This is a genomic window from Enterobacter oligotrophicus (assembly GCF_009176645.1).
Classification (GTDB): domain Bacteria; phylum Pseudomonadota; class Gammaproteobacteria; order Enterobacterales; family Enterobacteriaceae; genus Enterobacter; species Enterobacter oligotrophicus.
This window is the reverse complement of record NZ_AP019007.1, coordinates 2,106,151-2,122,099: the sequence shown is the minus strand read 5'-3', so window position 1 is coordinate 2,122,099 and position 15,949 is coordinate 2,106,151. Positions and strand designations below refer to the sequence as shown.

The 15,949-nt window shown below is 55.7% G+C and carries 12 protein-coding genes; 7 read left to right on the top strand and 5 right to left on the bottom strand.

Annotated elements, in window-relative coordinates:
• Positions 1-25: 25 nt before the first annotated feature.
• Positions 26-1,534 (bottom strand): glycerol-3-phosphate dehydrogenase, encoded by a 1,509-nt coding sequence (gene glpD, locus EoCCA6_RS10270; protein WP_152082563.1) that lies wholly within the window; start codon positions 1,532-1,534, stop codon positions 26-28.
• Between the two features lie 250 nt (positions 1,535-1,784).
• Here glpD and glpE point away from each other — a divergent pair, with 250 nt between their 5' ends.
• Genes glpE through EoCCA6_RS10250 form a run of 3 tightly spaced genes read left to right on the top strand, consistent with a single transcriptional unit; the run spans position 1,785 to position 3,770 of the window.
• On the top strand, positions 1,785-2,117 hold the full coding sequence (glpE, locus tag EoCCA6_RS10260; protein ID WP_014885552.1) for a thiosulfate sulfurtransferase GlpE: 333 nt from the start codon (positions 1,785-1,787) through the stop codon (positions 2,115-2,117).
• Between the two features lie 47 nt (positions 2,118-2,164).
• Entirely contained in the window at positions 2,165-2,995 is an 831-nt protein-coding gene (gene glpG, locus EoCCA6_RS10255) for a rhomboid family intramembrane serine protease GlpG (protein ID WP_152082561.1), read from the top strand.
• Between the two features lie 16 nt (positions 2,996-3,011).
• Positions 3,012-3,770, top strand: a complete 759-nt coding sequence (locus EoCCA6_RS10250; RefSeq protein WP_008503060.1) for a DeoR/GlpR family transcriptional regulator — start codon at positions 3,012-3,014, stop codon at positions 3,768-3,770.
• Positions 3,771-3,867: 97 nt separating this feature from the next.
• Here EoCCA6_RS10250 and malT read toward each other — a convergent pair whose 3' ends face one another.
• The gene (gene malT / locus EoCCA6_RS10245) at positions 3,868-6,573 is read right to left on the bottom strand and encodes an HTH-type transcriptional regulator MalT (protein ID WP_152082560.1); all 2,706 of its coding nucleotides are present in this window, start codon (positions 6,571-6,573) and stop codon (positions 3,868-3,870) included.
• A gap of 574 nt (positions 6,574-7,147) precedes the next feature.
• Between malT and malP the strand changes: the two genes are divergently transcribed.
• Both malP and malQ read left to right on the top strand, forming a co-directional pair.
• A complete protein-coding gene (gene malP / locus EoCCA6_RS10240) occupies positions 7,148-9,541 on the top strand; it encodes a maltodextrin phosphorylase (protein WP_152082559.1) in 2,394 nt (797 codons plus the stop codon).
• A gap of 9 nt (positions 9,542-9,550) precedes the next feature.
• A complete protein-coding gene (gene malQ, locus EoCCA6_RS10235; protein WP_152082558.1) occupies positions 9,551-11,629 on the top strand; it encodes a 4-alpha-glucanotransferase in 2,079 nt (692 codons plus the stop codon).
• Positions 11,630-11,740: 111 nt separating this feature from the next.
• Here the strand turns inward: malQ and gntT are convergent, their stop codons facing one another.
• From gntT to gntX, 3 genes are all read right to left on the bottom strand, one after another.
• The gene (gene gntT / locus EoCCA6_RS10230; protein ID WP_152082557.1) at positions 11,741-13,057 is read right to left on the bottom strand and encodes a gluconate transporter; all 1,317 of its coding nucleotides are present in this window, start codon (positions 13,055-13,057) and stop codon (positions 11,741-11,743) included.
• Between the two features lie 362 nt (positions 13,058-13,419).
• Entirely contained in the window at positions 13,420-13,995 is a 576-nt protein-coding gene (gene nfuA, locus EoCCA6_RS10225) for a Fe-S biogenesis protein NfuA (RefSeq protein ID WP_152082556.1), read from the bottom strand.
• Positions 13,996-14,056: 61 nt separating this feature from the next.
• Positions 14,057-14,740: a DNA utilization protein GntX gene (gntX, locus tag EoCCA6_RS10220; protein WP_152082555.1), complete on the bottom strand. Its 684-nt coding sequence runs from the start codon at positions 14,738-14,740 to the stop codon at positions 14,057-14,059.
• 35 nt (positions 14,741-14,775) lie between these two features.
• Between gntX and bioH the strand changes: the two genes are divergently transcribed.
• The gene (gene bioH / locus EoCCA6_RS10215; protein WP_152082554.1) at positions 14,776-15,549 is read left to right on the top strand and encodes a pimeloyl-ACP methyl ester esterase BioH; all 774 of its coding nucleotides are present in this window, start codon (positions 14,776-14,778) and stop codon (positions 15,547-15,549) included.
• Between the two features lie 111 nt (positions 15,550-15,660).
• Positions 15,661-15,930, top strand: a complete 270-nt coding sequence (locus EoCCA6_RS10210) for a YdgH/BhsA/McbA-like domain containing protein (protein WP_152082553.1) — start codon at positions 15,661-15,663, stop codon at positions 15,928-15,930.
• Positions 15,931-15,949: the final 19 nt, after the last annotated feature.

Genomic DNA, 15,949 nt, shown 5'->3' with positions numbered 1-15,949 from the left:
GAGCCGCCACCCGGCTTTTTTTCAATTACGACGCTAACGACAATTCACGCTTTCCCGCATGTTGCTGCAACCACTGCGCCACGCGAGACTGCTGCTCGGCGTTTAGCCACATTCCTTCTTTGGTACGACGCCAGATAGCATCCTCCAAGCGGCGAACCCACTCATGCTCAACCAGATAACGCAGCTCGGCTTCATATAATTCGTGGCCGAAATGTTCGCCCAGGTCGGCAAGCCCTTTTGCCTCGCCCAGAATCAGTTCGGTATTACTCCCGTAAGTGCGGGCGTAGTGGCGTGCCATGCCTTCGGTGATGAACGGATAGCGGCGGCGCAGTTTCGCGGCAAAATCATCGCGATTGTCACCGATGTCACCACCAGGCAGTACCGCGCCTTTCGTCCATGCCGGGCCAATGCCTTTGTAATACGGTGCCAGTTTCTCCAGCGCGTGTTCGGCCAGCTTACGGTAGGTGGTGAGCTTGCCACCAAACACCGACAGCAGCGGTGCCTGGCCGTCCACGTCATGAATATCAAGCGTATAGTCGCGGGTGATGGCCTGCGGTGAGTCAGATTCGTCGTCGCACAGCGGACGCACGCCGGAGTAAGTCCAGACCACATCATCACGTGCGAGCTGTTTCTTAAAGTGCGCGTTATACACTTTCAGCAGGTAATTCACTTCGCTCTCGTCGATCTCGACGTTTTTCGGATCGCCTTTGTACTCCACGTCGGTGGTGCCGATGATAGAAAACTCGTCCATCCACGGGATCACAAACACGATGCGCTTATCTTCGTTTTGCAGAATGTAGGCCTGCTTCTGGGTATGTACACGCGGCACAACAATGTGGCTGCCTTTGATCAGGCGGATGCCGTAAGGGGATGGCAAATGCATGCCGTCGTCGAAGAACTGCTTCACCCACGGGCCGGTGGCGTTCACCAGACCACGTGCTTTCCAGGTGAATTTCTCGCCGGTATCCACGTCTTCCGCTTCCACAATCCACAGGCCGTTTTCACGACGGGCTGCGGTCGCGCGGGTACGGGTTTTCACCTCGCCGCCTTTCTTCTCGACCATCTGCGCATTCGCCAGCACCAGACGTGCATCGTCCACCCAGCAGTCGGAATATTCGAATCCGCGCACGATTTCAGGTTTAAGGACCGATTCTGAGCCAAAACGCAAACCGTTCGAACCCGGCAGGCTGGTGCGTTTCCCCAGATGATCGTACATAAACAGACCAATGCGGATCATCCACGCCGGACGCAGGTGCGGGCGATGGGGCAGGCGGAAGCGCATCGGGATCGCCAGATGCGGGGCCATTTTCAGCAGCACTTCACGTTCGGCCAGCGCTTCGCTGACCAGGCGGAATTCGTAGTGTTCCAGGTAGCGCAGGCCGCCATGAATCAGTTTGGAGCTGGCGGACGATGTCGCGCAGGCGAGATCGTTAGCTTCCAGCATCAGTACGGATAAACCGCGTCCTGCGGCATCGACCGCAATACCGGCACCGTTGATGCCACCGCCTATCACAATCAGATCTTTGGTTTCCATAACACCCTCACGCACTTTCGTTAAAGCTCAGAAATGTTCGATATCGCTCATAATAGCAAAGGAACGCGCCTTTGGTAACATCAAAAAAACAATTTAGAGTGATATGGATAACATAATGGCGTTTACCCGCCGCCAGGACGTACACTACGGGGTAAAATAGTGCGACTAACTTTTCTCCCTCTCCCTGTGGGAGAGGGCTGGGGTGAGGGCACCAGAGCGCACCCAACCAGAACAACAGAAAGAGAACTCCATGGATCAGTTTGAATGTATTAACGTAGAAGAAGCCCATCAGAAGATGCACCAGGGAACGGCGGTGCTGGTGGACATCCGCGATCCGCAAAGTTTCGCGATGGGCCACACGCCGGGCGCGTTCCATCTGACCAACGACACGCTGGGCGCGTTTATGCGCGATAACGATTTCGACACGCCGGTGATGGTGATGTGCTACCACGGCAACAGCAGTAAAGGCGCGGCGCAGTATCTGCTCCAGCAGGGTTACGATGCGGTATACAGCGTCGATGGCGGCTTCGATGCCTGGCACCGGCATTTTCCGGCGGAAGTTGAATACGCGTTTGAGCGCTAATCCCGCTATACTGTCCCCTTTTGTGTGGAAATAAGCGACCGCCGCCCATGTTGATGATCACCTCCTTTACCAACCCGCGCGTCGCCCAGGCGTTTGTCGACTATATGGCAACGCAGGGCGTCATTCTGACCGTTCAGCAACATACGCAAACCGATATCTGGCTGGCAGATGAAAGCCAGGCCGATCGCGTCAATGCCGAGCTGGCGCGGTTTCTGGAAAATCCAGCCGATCCGCGCTATCTGGCAGCAAGCTGGCAATCCGGTCAGACCGGTAGTGGCTTGCATTATCAGCGTTTCCCTTTCCTCGCCACCCTGCGTGAGCGTGCGGGGCCTTTTACGCTACTGCTGATGGCCGCTTGCATTATCGTCTTCATCCTGATGAACGTGGTGGGCGACCAGAGCGTGATGATTGCCCTGGCGTGGCCCTACGATCCGTCTCTGGATTTTGACGTCTGGCGCTACTTCACCCACACGCTGATGCACTTCTCGGTGATGCATATCCTCTTTAACCTGCTGTGGTGGTGGTATCTCGGTGGTATCGTGGAGAAGCGCCTGGGCACCGGTAAGCTGGTCGTGATTACGATTATCAGTGCCCTGTTAAGCGGCTATGTGCAGCATAAATTCAGCGGTCCGTGGTTTGGTGGGCTTTCTGGTGTGGTATACGCCCTGATGGGGTACGTCTGGCTCAGAGGCGAGCGCGACCCTGAAAGCGGCATCTATCTGCAACGCGGATTAATAACCTTTGCATTAATATGGCTAATTGCCGGATGGTTTGATCTGTTTGGTATGTCTATCGCCAACGGTGCGCACGTCACCGGGCTGGTTGTTGGGCTGGTGATGGCCTTTGCCGACACGCTCCATGCGCGGAAACGAACATAATACCCAGGGATATTTCATGAAACAAACACAACGTCATGACGCCATTATCGAACTGGTTAAAAAACAGGGATACGTCAGCACCGAGGAGCTGGTGGAGCAGTTTGCCGTCAGCCCGCAAACCATCCGTCGTGATCTGAACGACCTCGCCGATCAAAACCGTATTCTGCGCCACCACGGCGGTGCCGCGCTGCCGTCCAGCTCGGTCAACACCTCGTGGCATGACCGTAAAGCCACGCAGACGGCAGAGAAAGAGCGCATCGCCCGTAAAGTGGCAAGCCAGATCCCGAACGGCGCGACGCTGTTTATTGATATCGGCACCACGCCGGAAGCGGTCGCTCATGCGTTGCTGGATCACGAGAACCTGCGTGTGGTCACCAACAACCTGAACGTTGCCAATACCCTGATGCAGAAAGACGATTTCCGCATCATCCTCGCGGGTGGCGAACTACGCAGTCGCGACGGCGGGATTATCGGTGAAGCGACGCTCGATTTTATCTCTCAGTTCCGCCTCGATTTCGGCATTCTGGGGATCAGCGGCATCGACAGTGACGGCTCGCTGCTGGAGTTTGATTACCACGAGGTGCGAACCAAGCGGGCGATTATTGAGAACTCACGCCACGTGATGCTGGTGGTGGATCACTCGAAGTTTGGCCGTAACGCGATGGTAAACATGGGCAGCATCAGCATGGTGGATGCGGTCTACACCGACGTGATGCCGCCGGCTGGGGTGATGCAGGTGATTAAGGATAACAATCTACAGTTAGAACTCTGCTAGCGGTTGTGTCGGGTGGCGCTGCGCTTACCCGACCTACAAAATTTTCTCCCTCTCCCTGTGGGAGAGGGCCGGGGTGAGGGCATCAGACCGAGAGGGTTTACACGCCATAACCCATCATCTTCAACAACTGCTGCGCATGCTGCACCGCATCCTGACGATGCGCCACGCCCAGCTTCTGATACAGATTGCGAATGTGCGTTTTGATGGTGGTCGCCGCAACCGCCAGTTCCCCGGCAATCTGATCGTTACTGTATCCGGAATAGATCAGCCCCAGAACCTGCCATTCACGCTGAGTGAGCGGGCTGGTGCGGATAAGTTCCGGCACTTCTGGATGATTCAGCAGACGTTCAACAAAGTTCTCATCAAAATGCGCAAATTTGTGGCGATGGTGCTGGTTAATCTCGCGCAGAATACGCTGGGCGCGATGCTGGTCCAGTTCCGGTAGCGTATTGAGCTGAATAAGCTGACGCAATTGCTGCGCCATTACTTCACCTTCAATCACAAAGTGGCTGATAAACCCGGTGCGGTTAGCCAGTTGCAGCGCCTCCAGCAGCACGCGCTGGGCATCGTTTTTACGACCAGCCTGCCAGTAGAGCTGGTTCAGCAGCAGCAGGTTACGGTTCAGGTCGCTCATCAGGCGCAGGCTGCGGGCGTTTTCGTTTAACTCTTCCAGCACGATCTCGGCAGGCTCAAACTCGCCCAGCAGGATCTGCACGCGGGCAATATTCCGCCACTGGCTTTGCAGGAAGTGGTTGTTGGCAAATTCAGGTTTTGGCGTCTGGCGCAGCCAGTTGGCGGCGGATTTTTTATCGCCGGTCATCTGCCAGTAAATCACCCGGACTTTATCGGCGTTTGACACCCAGTCGCTATGATACTGACCATTACCGAGCAGGTTTTCCAGGCGGTTAAGGTGATTGCGCGCGTTATCCAGATCTCCACGCGCCAGCGAGCACTGTACCAGCAGCGCCAGACACTGCAGCTGTTGCTGCGGCTGGAACCCGGAGAGCACGTCCACGCCCTGACGGGCGCAGCTTTCTGCTTCATCCAGACGCGACCACGCCCACAGCAGCTGAGCGCGAATACGTAACAGGAACTCGTGCATCGGCAGCTGTTCCAGATGTTGTTCACGAATAAGCTGGAACGCTTTTTCCTGGTTTTCCCATGCCGCTTGCAGGAACCCCTGCGCAAATAAAATCTCGCTTTGCTGGATCAGGCTCCATAAAGCGTAGTGCCAGACGTCGTGACGGCGCGCCATCTGCTCGGTTTGCTGCATGAGCGAGAGCGAACGCGTCAGGTCACCTTTGCAGTGCAGCACTTCGCCGTGTACTGACGTCGCCACGATGCGGCTGTAGAAGTTCGCCAGCGGCAATTCATCCAGTGCAACCATCGCCAGGCGTTCTGCCTCTTCCGGGTCGCCGTCGTTGATCGCGACCTGAGCACGCAGGGCATTGAATTCGCCGTGGAGAGTGGCATCCATTTCGCTCTCCATCTCCTGCTCGGCACGCGCCAGCAGGGTGTTCACTTCGCTGTAGCGGTGCTGGCTCTGCATCAGCCAGGCCTGCAGCAGCACCAGACGCGGGTTCTCCAGCAGGCTTTCCCACGGTAGCGCTTTTAACGACTCCTCGAGCAGCGTTAGTTCGCTGTGGTTGAACAGCCCCCACGCGTGGTTGAGCAAAATATCGCGCAGCATACTGGCATCACCTGCGGCCAGTGCATGGTGGATAGCCTCACTCGGGAAACCTTGTGCCATCCAGCTTTCGGCCGCAGCGCGGTGGATATCCGGCAACTCGGTCGCAAGTTCCCACTGACAGCGCTGGCGCAGGAAGCTGCCAAACAGCGGGTGATAGCTAAACCATTCACCGGGATCGTCCATGCGCGTCAGGAACAGACCCTGACGTTCAATCTCTTCAAGCTGGAGCTGACCGTTTTCAATGCCCGTCACGCGCACAATCAGCGCATCGTTCATGGAACGCAGCAGGGAGCTTTTCAGCAGGAAATGGCGGGTGGAGAGATCGACGCTGTCGAGCACTTCATCGACCAGATAATCCGAAAGGTGGCTGGCGTTGATCCCTGCCAGACGCCGCGCCGACTGGTGTGTCGGGCTATTATTTTGCCGGGCGGATAACGCAATCAACTGCAGCGCCGTTGCCCAGCCTGCAACGTCATCGCACAGGCGGCTGCTTTCGGACGCCTCAATCGGCGAGGTCAGGCGGCAGTCAAAGAACTGTTTCGCTTCCTGGTGGGTAAAGGCCAACTGCTGGCTGCCGATTTCCAGTAGCTGATCGCGCACGCGCAGGTTGGCAATGCCTAACTGCGGCAGATTACGCGACAAGACCACCAGGGTCAGATTTTCCGGCTGATGGCGCAGGAAGAAACGCATCGACTCATGGATCACCGGATTGGTGATCAGATGATAATCGTCAATCACCACATACAGCGGACGATGCCATTCGGCCAGTTCAACAAATAGCTGTGAGAAAAGGGAAGACAGGCTGGCGTACTGGCGCTTTTGCACCATCACCTCACTGGTGACGCAGTGCCCGTTGGTTGCCTGCTGAATAGCAGCAATCAAATAGCTGGCAAAACGTTCTTGCTGGTTATCACCCTCATCAAGAGAGTACCAGCCAAGATCGCTTTTACCTGCGGCCCATTGTGAAATGAGCGTTGTTTTTCCATAACCTGCAGGGCTCGTAACCAGCGCCAGTCGGAAATTATGTGCGCCGGAAAGTTTAGCCAACAGGCGTTCGCGGACCACAGTATGGTCAAGACGAACCGGGCGACTTAATTTAGACGGAATCAACATAGTTTTCACTTCACTGTGGGGAACGAGAGAATTTATTTTTTTTGCGCTTCGTAATTAATAGATATAAGGTCGGCCAATAAGACGACTATTGCAAGTTATGTCTGGGTTTTGTGGCTGTGAATTTGCACTCTGTCACAAAACATTCCGCATAAATGCGGAACTTTCTAAAAATGGCTCACATCCCGCGTGGATGCTGGATTGTATGCTTTTAGTGCGGTATCACTGAAACGGGTTTCAGCAAGGAATAATCACGACAAAGTTAATAAAGTTTCGGTAACGTTCAGCAAACTGAATAGTGACGCAGGGAAATCCTTATTTGCAGAAATATTATTCTACGTAAGTAATCATTTCTGCGCCGATTAATTTCTTACGAAACTGCATTTCATTTTTTTGACACTCTTCCGGGATATCTTTTCTCCTTCAGAGCACACTCGCAGAGTGGCCTCGATCACACTTTTATGCTCATCCCCGCTACTCCTCCCTGTCTAATCCCCCACGGGAGGAGGAAGAGGCGGAATGAGCCAGGCACACTAGCGCTAATGTGTTTTTTCTCTCTACAGGATGCCGATTCCCTATGTCACAGCCTACCTTCAACAAAGCTCAATTTCAGGCTGCCCTGACGCGTCAGTGGCAGCGTTTTGGTCTTCGTGCTGCAAACGAAATGACGCCTCACCAGTGGTGGCAGGCGGTGAGCGGGGCGCTCGCAGAGCAACTGGATGCTCAACCTCTGGCGAAGCCGGTGAAAGGCCAGCGCCACGTAAACTACATCTCGATGGAATTCCTGATTGGCCGTCTGACCGGCAACAACCTGCTAAACCTCGGCTGGTATCAGGAGGTAGGCGATGTGCTGAAAGAGCACGACATTAACCTTACCGATCTGCTGGAAGAAGAGATTGACCCGGCGCTGGGTAACGGTGGTCTGGGGCGTCTGGCGGCCTGTTTCCTGGACTCTATGGCAACCGTCGGCCAGTCGGCCATTGGCTATGGCCTGAACTACCAGTACGGCCTGTTCCGTCAGTCGTTTGCCGATGGGCACCAGATGGAAGCGCCGGACGACTGGCACCGCAACACCTACCCGTGGTTCCGCCACAACGCGCAGCTGGATGTGCAGGTGAACATTGGCGGGAAAGTGACGAAGCAGGGGCTTTGGGAGCCGGCGTTCACCTTTACCGGCGAAGCCTGGGATCTGCCGGTGCTCGGCTACCGTAACGGCGTGGCACAGCCGCTGCGCCTGTGGCAGGCGAAGCACGCCCATCCGTTCAACCTGACCAAATTCAACGACGGCGATTTCCTGCGCGCCGAGCAGCAGGGTATCGACGCCGAGAAGCTGACCAAAGTTCTCTACCCGAACGACAACCATCTGGCGGGCAAAAAACTGCGTCTGATGCAGCAGTATTTCCAGTGCGCATGCTCTGTAGCGGATATCCTGCGTCGTCATCACCTGGCGGGCCGCAAGCTGGCACAACTGCCGGACTTCGAAGTGATCCAGCTTAACGACACGCATCCGACCATTGCGATTCCTGAACTGCTGCGCGTGCTGATCGACGAGCATCAGTTGAGCTGGGATGACGCGTGGGCGATCACCAGCCGCACCTTCGCCTACACCAACCACACTCTGATGCCGGAAGCGCTGGAGTGCTGGGATGAGAAACTGGTGAAAGCCCTGCTGCCGCGCCATATGCAGATCATCAACACGATTAACGACCAGTTTAAAAAATTGGTGGAGAAAACCTGGCCGGGCGATAAAGCCGTCTGGGCGAAGCTGGCGGTGGTTCACGATAAACAAGTGCGCATGGCGAACATGTGCGTGGTGAGCGGTTTTGCGGTGAACGGCGTGGCGGCACTGCACTCGGATCTGGTGGTGAAAGATCTCTTCCCGGAATACCACCAGCTGTGGCCGACCAAATTCCACAACGTGACCAACGGCATCACGCCGCGTCGCTGGATTAAGCAGTGCAACCCGCTGCTGGCCGGCCTGCTGGATAAAACCCTGAAAAAAGAGTGGGCCAACGATCTGGACCAGCTCATCAACCTGGAAAAACAGGCCGACAACGCGAAATTCCGCGAGCAGTACCGCGCCATCAAGCAGGAGAACAAAGTTCGTCTGGCGGAGTTTGTGAAAGTGCGTACCGGAATTGAGATCAACCCGAATGCCATTTTCGACATCCAGATTAAACGTCTGCATGAGTACAAACGCCAGCACCTGAACCTGCTGCACATTCTGGCGCTGTACAAAGAGATCCGCGAGAACCCTCAGGCTGACCGCGTTCCACGCGTGTTCCTGTTCGGCGCGAAAGCGGCACCGGGCTACTATCTGGCGAAAAACATTATCCTTGCCATCAACAAAGTGGCTGCTGCGATCAACAACGATCCGAAAGTAGGTGACAAGCTGAAGGTCGTGTTCCTGCCGGATTACTGCGTCTCTGCCGCTGAGATGCTGATCCCGGCGGCGGATATCTCTGAGCAAATTTCCACGGCAGGTAAAGAGGCTTCCGGCACGGGCAACATGAAGCTGGCGCTGAATGGCGCGCTGACCGTCGGTACGCTCGACGGCGCGAACGTCGAAATCGCGGAGAAGGTCGGCGAAGAGAACATCTTTATCTTCGGCCATACTGTGGAAGAAGTGAAAGCCATCAAAGCCAAAGGTTACGACCCGGTGAAATGGCGTAAGAAAGACAAAGTGCTTGATGCGGTGCTGAAAGAGCTGGAGAGCGGCAAATACAGCGACGGCGACAAGCACGCGTTTGACCAGATGCTGCACAGCATGGGCAAACAGGGCGGCGATCCGTATCTGGTCATGGCGGATTTCAGAGCCTATGTGGACGCGCAAAAACAGGTCGATGTCCTGTATCGCGACCAGGACGCCTGGACCCGTGCGTGTATCCTGAACACCGCCCGCTGTGGCATGTTCAGCTCGGACCGCTCAATCCGTGATTATCAGGCCCGTATCTGGCAGGCAAAACGCTAAGGAAGCGCGATGGAGAGTAAACGTCTGGACAGTGCCGCGCAGGCGGCGGGGATCAGCCTCAGTTACATTAATGCTCACGGCAAACCGCAGTCTATTGGTGCGGACACCAAAAGGCGTTTGCTGGATGCCATGCACAAACCCGACGCGAAAGCGTCGGTTGCTCCTGTCCCCAATGTGAAGGTCTTTACTGGGGGCAAAAAAATGCCGCTGGCGGTGGCAGGGCGCGGCGAGTTTAGCTGGCTGCTCACTACCGAAGAGGGGCAGCAGCACAAGGGACACGCCACTGGCGGAAAAACAATGCATCTTCCGGCGAAGCTGCCGGAGGGCTACCACTCATTGACGCTCACCCAGGGTGATGCGCGTTATCACTGCCGGGTGATTGTTGCGCCAAAACGCTGCTATGAACCACAGGCGTTGCTCGAAGGCAAAAAGCTGTGGGGTGCCTGCGTGCAGCTCTACACGCTGCGTTCGGACAGTAACTGGGGCATCGGTGATTTTGGCGATCTGAAAAAGATGCTGGCAGACATCGGCGAGCGTGGCGGTGCCTTTATTGGACTCAACCCTATCCACGCACTCTATCCGGCGAACCCGGAGAGCGCCAGCCCGTACAGCCCGTCGTCCCGCCGCTGGCTGAACGTGATTTACATTGACGTTAACGCGTTAGACGATTTCAAAAACAGCAAAGAGGCGCAGGCGTGGTGGAAACTCAGTACCACGCAGCAGGCGCTGAAGCAGGCGCGCGATGCGGACTGGGTGGACTATGCCACCGTCACCGCGCTGAAGATGGCGGCGCTGCGTCTGGCATGGAAAGGCTTCGCGAAACGCGATGACGAACAGATGTCGGCCTTCCGCCAGTTTGTCATGCAGGAGGGCGAGAGCCTTTACTGGCAGGCGGCGTTCGACGCGCTGCATGCGTATCAGGTCAAAGAGGATGAAATGCGCTGGGGCTGGCCGGTGTGGCCGGAAGCGTATCAATCCGTTGATACGCCTGAAGTGAAAGCCTTCTGTAAGAAATATGCTGATGAGGTGGACTTCTACCTGTGGCTGCAGTGGCTGGCCTACAGCCAGTTTGCTGCCTGCTGGCAGGTGAGCCAGGGGTATAAAATGCCGATTGGCCTGTACCGCGATCTGGCTGTGGGTGTCGCAGAAGGTGGTGCAGAAACCTGGTGTGACCGTGAACTCTACTGCCTGAAAGCCTCCGTCGGTGCGCCGCCAGATATTCTTGGCCCGCTTGGTCAGAACTGGGGCCTGCCGCCAATGGACCCGCACGTGATGGCCGCCCGCGCGTACGAGCCGTTTATCGACCTGCTGCGCGCCAATATGCAGAACTGTGGAGCGCTGCGCATCGACCACGTGATGTCTGTGCTGCGTCTGTGGTGGATACCGTACGGTGAAACGGCCGATCACGGGGCGTATGTACAATACCCGGTTGACGATCTGCTCTCGATCCTGGCGCTGGAAAGTAAACGTCATCAGTGCATGGTGATCGGCGAAGATCTCGGTACTGTACCGGTTGAGATTGTCAGTAAACTCCGCGACAGCGGGGTGTACTCTTACAAAGTGCTCTATTTTGAGAACGACCATGAGAAAACCTTCCGCGCGCCGAAAGCGTATCCGGAACAATCAATGGCAGTCGCGACGACGCATGATCTTCCTACGCTCAGAGGCTACTGGGAAAGCGGCGACCTGACGCTCGGTAAAACGCTGGGGCTGTATCCTGATGAAGAGGTCCTGCGTGGACTGTATCAGGATCGCGAACTGGCGAAACAGGGTCTGCTTGATGCGCTGCATAAACATGGTTGCCTGCCGAAACGCGCCGGACATAAGGCGTCGCTGATGTCGATGACGTCTACGCTCAACCGCGGCTTGCAGCGCTACATTGCCGACAGCAACAGCGCCCTGCTGGGGCTACAGCCGGAAGACTGGATTGATATGGCAGAGCCGGTGAACATTCCGGGCACCAGCTATCAGTACAAGAACTGGCGTCGTAAATTGTCCACAACGCTTGAGAAGATGTTTGCCGATGACGGGGTGAACAGGCTGATTAAGGATTTGGATAAGCGGCGAAAAGCAGCCGGGAAGACGTGATAAAAAACCCGCCATCGGCGGGTTTTTTATTGCCCGGTGGCGCTGCGCTTACCGGGCCTACATTGCTTAAGTAAGCCGGGTAAGGCGTCGCCGCCACCCGGCTTTTTTACATCAGACAACCATATTCAACAGCAGAACCCCGACCAGGCCGCACACCGAAATAATGGTTTCCAGCGCGGACCATGACTTGATGGTTTCACCGATCGTCAGGTTGAAATACTCCTTGAACAGCCAGAAGCCTGGGTCGTTTACGTGAGAGAAAATTACGCTACCGGAACCAACCGCGATAACCATCAGCTCTGGGCTTACGCCCGTCGTTGCAATCAGCGGCGCAACAATACCACCTGCGGTGATGGCCGCAACGGTCGCAGAACCCAGTGCAATACGCAGAACCGCAGCGATGGACCAGGCCATCAGGAGCGGAGAAACGCTGGTTTCATGCATCATGGCAGCGATGTATTTGTCCACGCCGCTGTCGACCAGTACCTGTTTGAACGCACCGCCACCGCCGATGATCAGAAGCATCATGGCAATGATTTTGATGGAAGAGGTCAACGTATCGTTGATCTGATCCATCGAACGGCCACGGTTCAGGCCGAAAGTGAACATCGCAATCAGCACGGCAATCAGCGTTGCCATCACCGGATCACCCAGGAACTCGGCAACGGCCAGGAATGCATGGCCTTTCGGCAGGATCATCTCTGCTACGGCACGCATGGCCATCAGAATGACCGGCACCAGTGACGTCCAGACGCTGACGCCAAAGCCCGGCATCTCTTCTTCAGTGAACGTTTTCGCGCTGTACAGACCTTCCGGGATTGGCTTATCAATGCCTTTCAGGAAACGCGCATAAACAGGGCCTGCCAGAATCACGGTTGGGATCGCCAGAATCGTACCGAACAGCAGGGTTTTACCCATATCGGCGTGGAAAATGGTCGCGATTGCGGTAGGGCCTGGATGCGGAGGCAGGAAGCCGTGCGTCACGGACAGCGCCGCCGCCATTGGCACACCGACGTACAGCAGCGGAATATTTGCTGCAGCTGCAATGGTGAATACCAGCGGCAGCATCAGCACAAAGCCCACTTCGTAGAACAGCGCAAAACCGACGGTAAAGCCGGTTAATACCACTGCCCACTGGATGTGCTGCTTACCAAATTTGGCGATAAGCGTGGTGGCGATACGCTGCGCACCACCGCAATCCGCGAGCATTTTACCGAGCATGGCACCGAAGCCCATGATCAGCGCCAGGCTGCCGAGCGTACCGCCGACCCCGGCTTTAATGGAGTTGATAACTTTCACCAGCGGCATCCCTTGCATCAAACCGACTGCAAGTGCCACCAGAACCAAAGCGATAAATCCGTTCATTTTGAAGCGGATCATCAAGAGCAGTAATAACACAACACCTATAGCGACGATGACTAATGGCATGATTTACCTGGCCTTTGAATTGTTATGGGTAACGTCATTGTTTCAACGACAAAATCCGATTGTCCCAACAGGGAACAGAGCGTTAACGGCACTAATACTGATGCCTGTGAAACGATTAAGTTTAGTCGGCTGTTATGTGGGTGCTTAGTGCCCATGAGAATGATACGGGTAACATGGCGTAATTGAGAATCACCCAGGGCAGCTAAATTTGAATTATGAGACGCAGGTCAACATATAGAGGGGGGAGGCAGGAAAACAAAAGCCGGGTGGCGGCTTCGCCTTACCCGGCTTACGATGCGTATGAACTGTTTTTGTAGGCCCGGTAAGCGCAGCGCCACCGGGCAAAACAGACGGGCATTGAATTAGTAGTAAGAGTGCTCGCCGCGCTGGTGTTCGGTCAGATCGCGCACGCCTTTCAGTTCCGGGAACTCGTTCAGCAGCTGCTTCTCGATCCCTTCTTTCAGCGTCACGTCGACCATGGAACACCCGTTACAGCCGCCGCCAAACTGCAGGATCGCCAGACCATCTTCGGTGATTTCCATCAGGGAAACACGACCGCCGTGGCCTGCCAGCTGTGGGTTGATCTGCGATTGCAGCAAATACTCTACACGTTCCATTAGTGGGGCATCGTCCGACACTTTACGCATTTTTGCGTTTGGCGCTTTCAGCGTCAGCTGAGAACCGAGCTGGTCGGTGACGAAGTCAATCTCCGCATCTTCAAGATACGGTGCGCTCAGCTCATCAACGTAGGCGGTGAGCTGGTCAAATTTAAGGGCAGTGTCAGTTGCTTCCACGGCGTCCGGAGGACAATAAGAGACACCGCATTCTGCATTCGGAGTGCCTGGATTGATCACAAACACGCGGATCTGCGTCCCTTCTTCCTGATTTGCCAGCAGTTTGGCAAAGTGCGCTTGTGCAGAATCGGAAATACGGATCATAGCTTTGGCCTAATAGTTGACTAAATTACCTGGGTATAATAATACGCCCATTGGAGAAGGGCTACAAGGTACGGCACAGACACCATACCTGAACCGACGCAGCGCCGCTTCGCAAAAGCAGTCGGGAAAGTTCAGCAACGGTACTGCCCGTGGTGACGACATCATCCACAATCGCGATATGGAGGCCGTTAACGGGCAATTCAAGGCGAAAGGCATTTTTAAGGTTCCTTTTGCGCAGGCGCGCACTGAGTTGATGCTGGATTGCTGTCGCCTGCACGCGCCTCAGCGCAGAGGCATCGTAACGGCACCTGAGCCAGCGGGCGAGCGGGCGGCAGAGCAGGTCACTCTGATTATAGCCACGTCGCCAGTGACGACGCCGGTGCAACGGCACATTCATAATTATGTCCACTGCCGGTAACCCGCGGGTACGTCGCGCCTGTAAAACCGCCAGTACAAGTAGCCGGGCGAGCGGCCGCGCCAGCGTACTCTGGTGAGAAAATTTCAGTTTATGGATGAGGCCGCTCAGCGGAGGAGCATAACCGTCCACCGCCACCAGGGCGTTCCACGGCGGGGATTTCTTCAGGCAACGCCCGCAGGGGATCACCTGGCTTGTGGCCGGTAAACCGCATTGCGGGCAGCCGTTGATTCGGCCTTCCAGCGATCGTGTACAAACGGAACAGACTCCCCACGCACTCAGCGCAAGTGGCATTCGGCATAGCCAGCACAAGCCGGGCACTGTTAGCATGTGCAACCTCCATGTAAAAAAGAGAACAGTAACTGATGAAGACACTGTGGTGGCAGACCGTAGGGACGGGAAATTGCCATCTTGTGCTGCTGCACGGATGGGGACTGAACGCTGAAGTATGGCGTTGCGTAAGTGAGGAACTCGCCTCGCAATTTACGTTACATCTGGTTGATCTGCCGGGTTATGGCCGTAGCCACGGCTTTGGCGCGATGACGCTTGACGCGATGGCGAAGCAGGTTTTGGGTGCTGCGCCGCAAAAAGCGATCTGGCTCGGCTGGAGCCTGGGCGGGCTGGTGGCAAGTCAGATTGCGCTGAGCCATCCCGAACGCGTGCAGGCGCTGGTGACGGTGGCCTCTTCGCCGTGCTTTAGCGCACGTGAAGCGTGGCCGGGCATTAAGCCTGAGGTGCTGACCGGGTTCCAGCAGCAACTGAGCGAAGATTTCCAGCGAACGGTTGAGCGTTTCCTGGCGCTGCAGACGATGGGAACCGAAACCGCCCGTCAGGATGCCAGATTGCTGAAACAGACGGTGCTCTCCCTGCCGATGCCGGACGTTAAGGTACTTAACGGTGGTCTGGACATTCTGAAGACGGTCGACCTGCGTGAGCCGCTGGCGTCGCTGACGATGCCGCATCTGCGTATTTATGGCTATCTGGATGGACTGGTGCCGCGCAAAGTGGTGCCGTTGCTGGACACCCTGTGGCCTGAAAGTGAATCGCGGGTGATTGCCAAAGCCGCGCACGCGCCGTTTATCTCCCATCCCGCTGAGTTCTGCTCGGCACTGGTTGCGATAAGTCAACGTGTAAACTGATTATTTCCCGTCCAGCCTGGAAAAAGTTTCATACCGCAACAATACTTCAGAGGTCGTTGCGGTTGAACTGCCGACGATGATCAAAACAACAATCTAAGGAGAGGCTGATCTATGAAACTTGTCACAGGTATTGTTACATCTCTGGTTATTGGGTCACTGTCATTTGGCGCATTTGCTGCAGAAGAGCTGGATAAAGATAAGGTCAAAGAGATGAATCTGACCAAAGTGGGGACAATCACCACTTCTGATACCACGGCTCCGATGGATGCGAAACGTGAACTGTCCAAAAAAGCGGATGAGCTGGGCGGTAAATATTTCGTTGTTACCAGTGCACAGAAAGATACGAAAGACGTTCATGCAACGGCAGAGGTTTATAAGTAATACCAAAAAGCCGGGCGGT

Coding starts and splice junctions, on each gene's coding strand:
- glpD (WP_152082563.1), bottom strand. CDS start 1,534: ATGGAAACCAAAGATCTGATTGTGATAGGCGGTGGCATCAACGGTGCC.
- glpE (WP_014885552.1), top strand. CDS start 1,785: ATGGATCAGTTTGAATGTATTAACGTAGAAGAAGCCCATCAGAAGATG.
- glpG (WP_152082561.1), top strand. CDS start 2,165: ATGTTGATGATCACCTCCTTTACCAACCCGCGCGTCGCCCAGGCGTTT.
- EoCCA6_RS10250 (WP_008503060.1), top strand. CDS start 3,012: ATGAAACAAACACAACGTCATGACGCCATTATCGAACTGGTTAAAAAA.
- malT (WP_152082560.1), bottom strand. CDS start 6,573: ATGTTGATTCCGTCTAAATTAAGTCGCCCGGTTCGTCTTGACCATACT.
- malP (WP_152082559.1), top strand. CDS start 7,148: ATGTCACAGCCTACCTTCAACAAAGCTCAATTTCAGGCTGCCCTGACG.
- malQ (WP_152082558.1), top strand. CDS start 9,551: ATGGAGAGTAAACGTCTGGACAGTGCCGCGCAGGCGGCGGGGATCAGC.
- gntT (WP_152082557.1), bottom strand. CDS start 13,057: ATGCCATTAGTCATCGTCGCTATAGGTGTTGTGTTATTACTGCTCTTG.
- nfuA (WP_152082556.1), bottom strand. CDS start 13,995: ATGATCCGTATTTCCGATTCTGCACAAGCGCACTTTGCCAAACTGCTG.
- gntX (WP_152082555.1), bottom strand. CDS start 14,740: ATGCTAACAGTGCCCGGCTTGTGCTGGCTATGCCGAATGCCACTTGCG.
- bioH (WP_152082554.1), top strand. CDS start 14,776: ATGAAGACACTGTGGTGGCAGACCGTAGGGACGGGAAATTGCCATCTT.
- EoCCA6_RS10210 (WP_152082553.1), top strand. CDS start 15,661: ATGAAACTTGTCACAGGTATTGTTACATCTCTGGTTATTGGGTCACTG.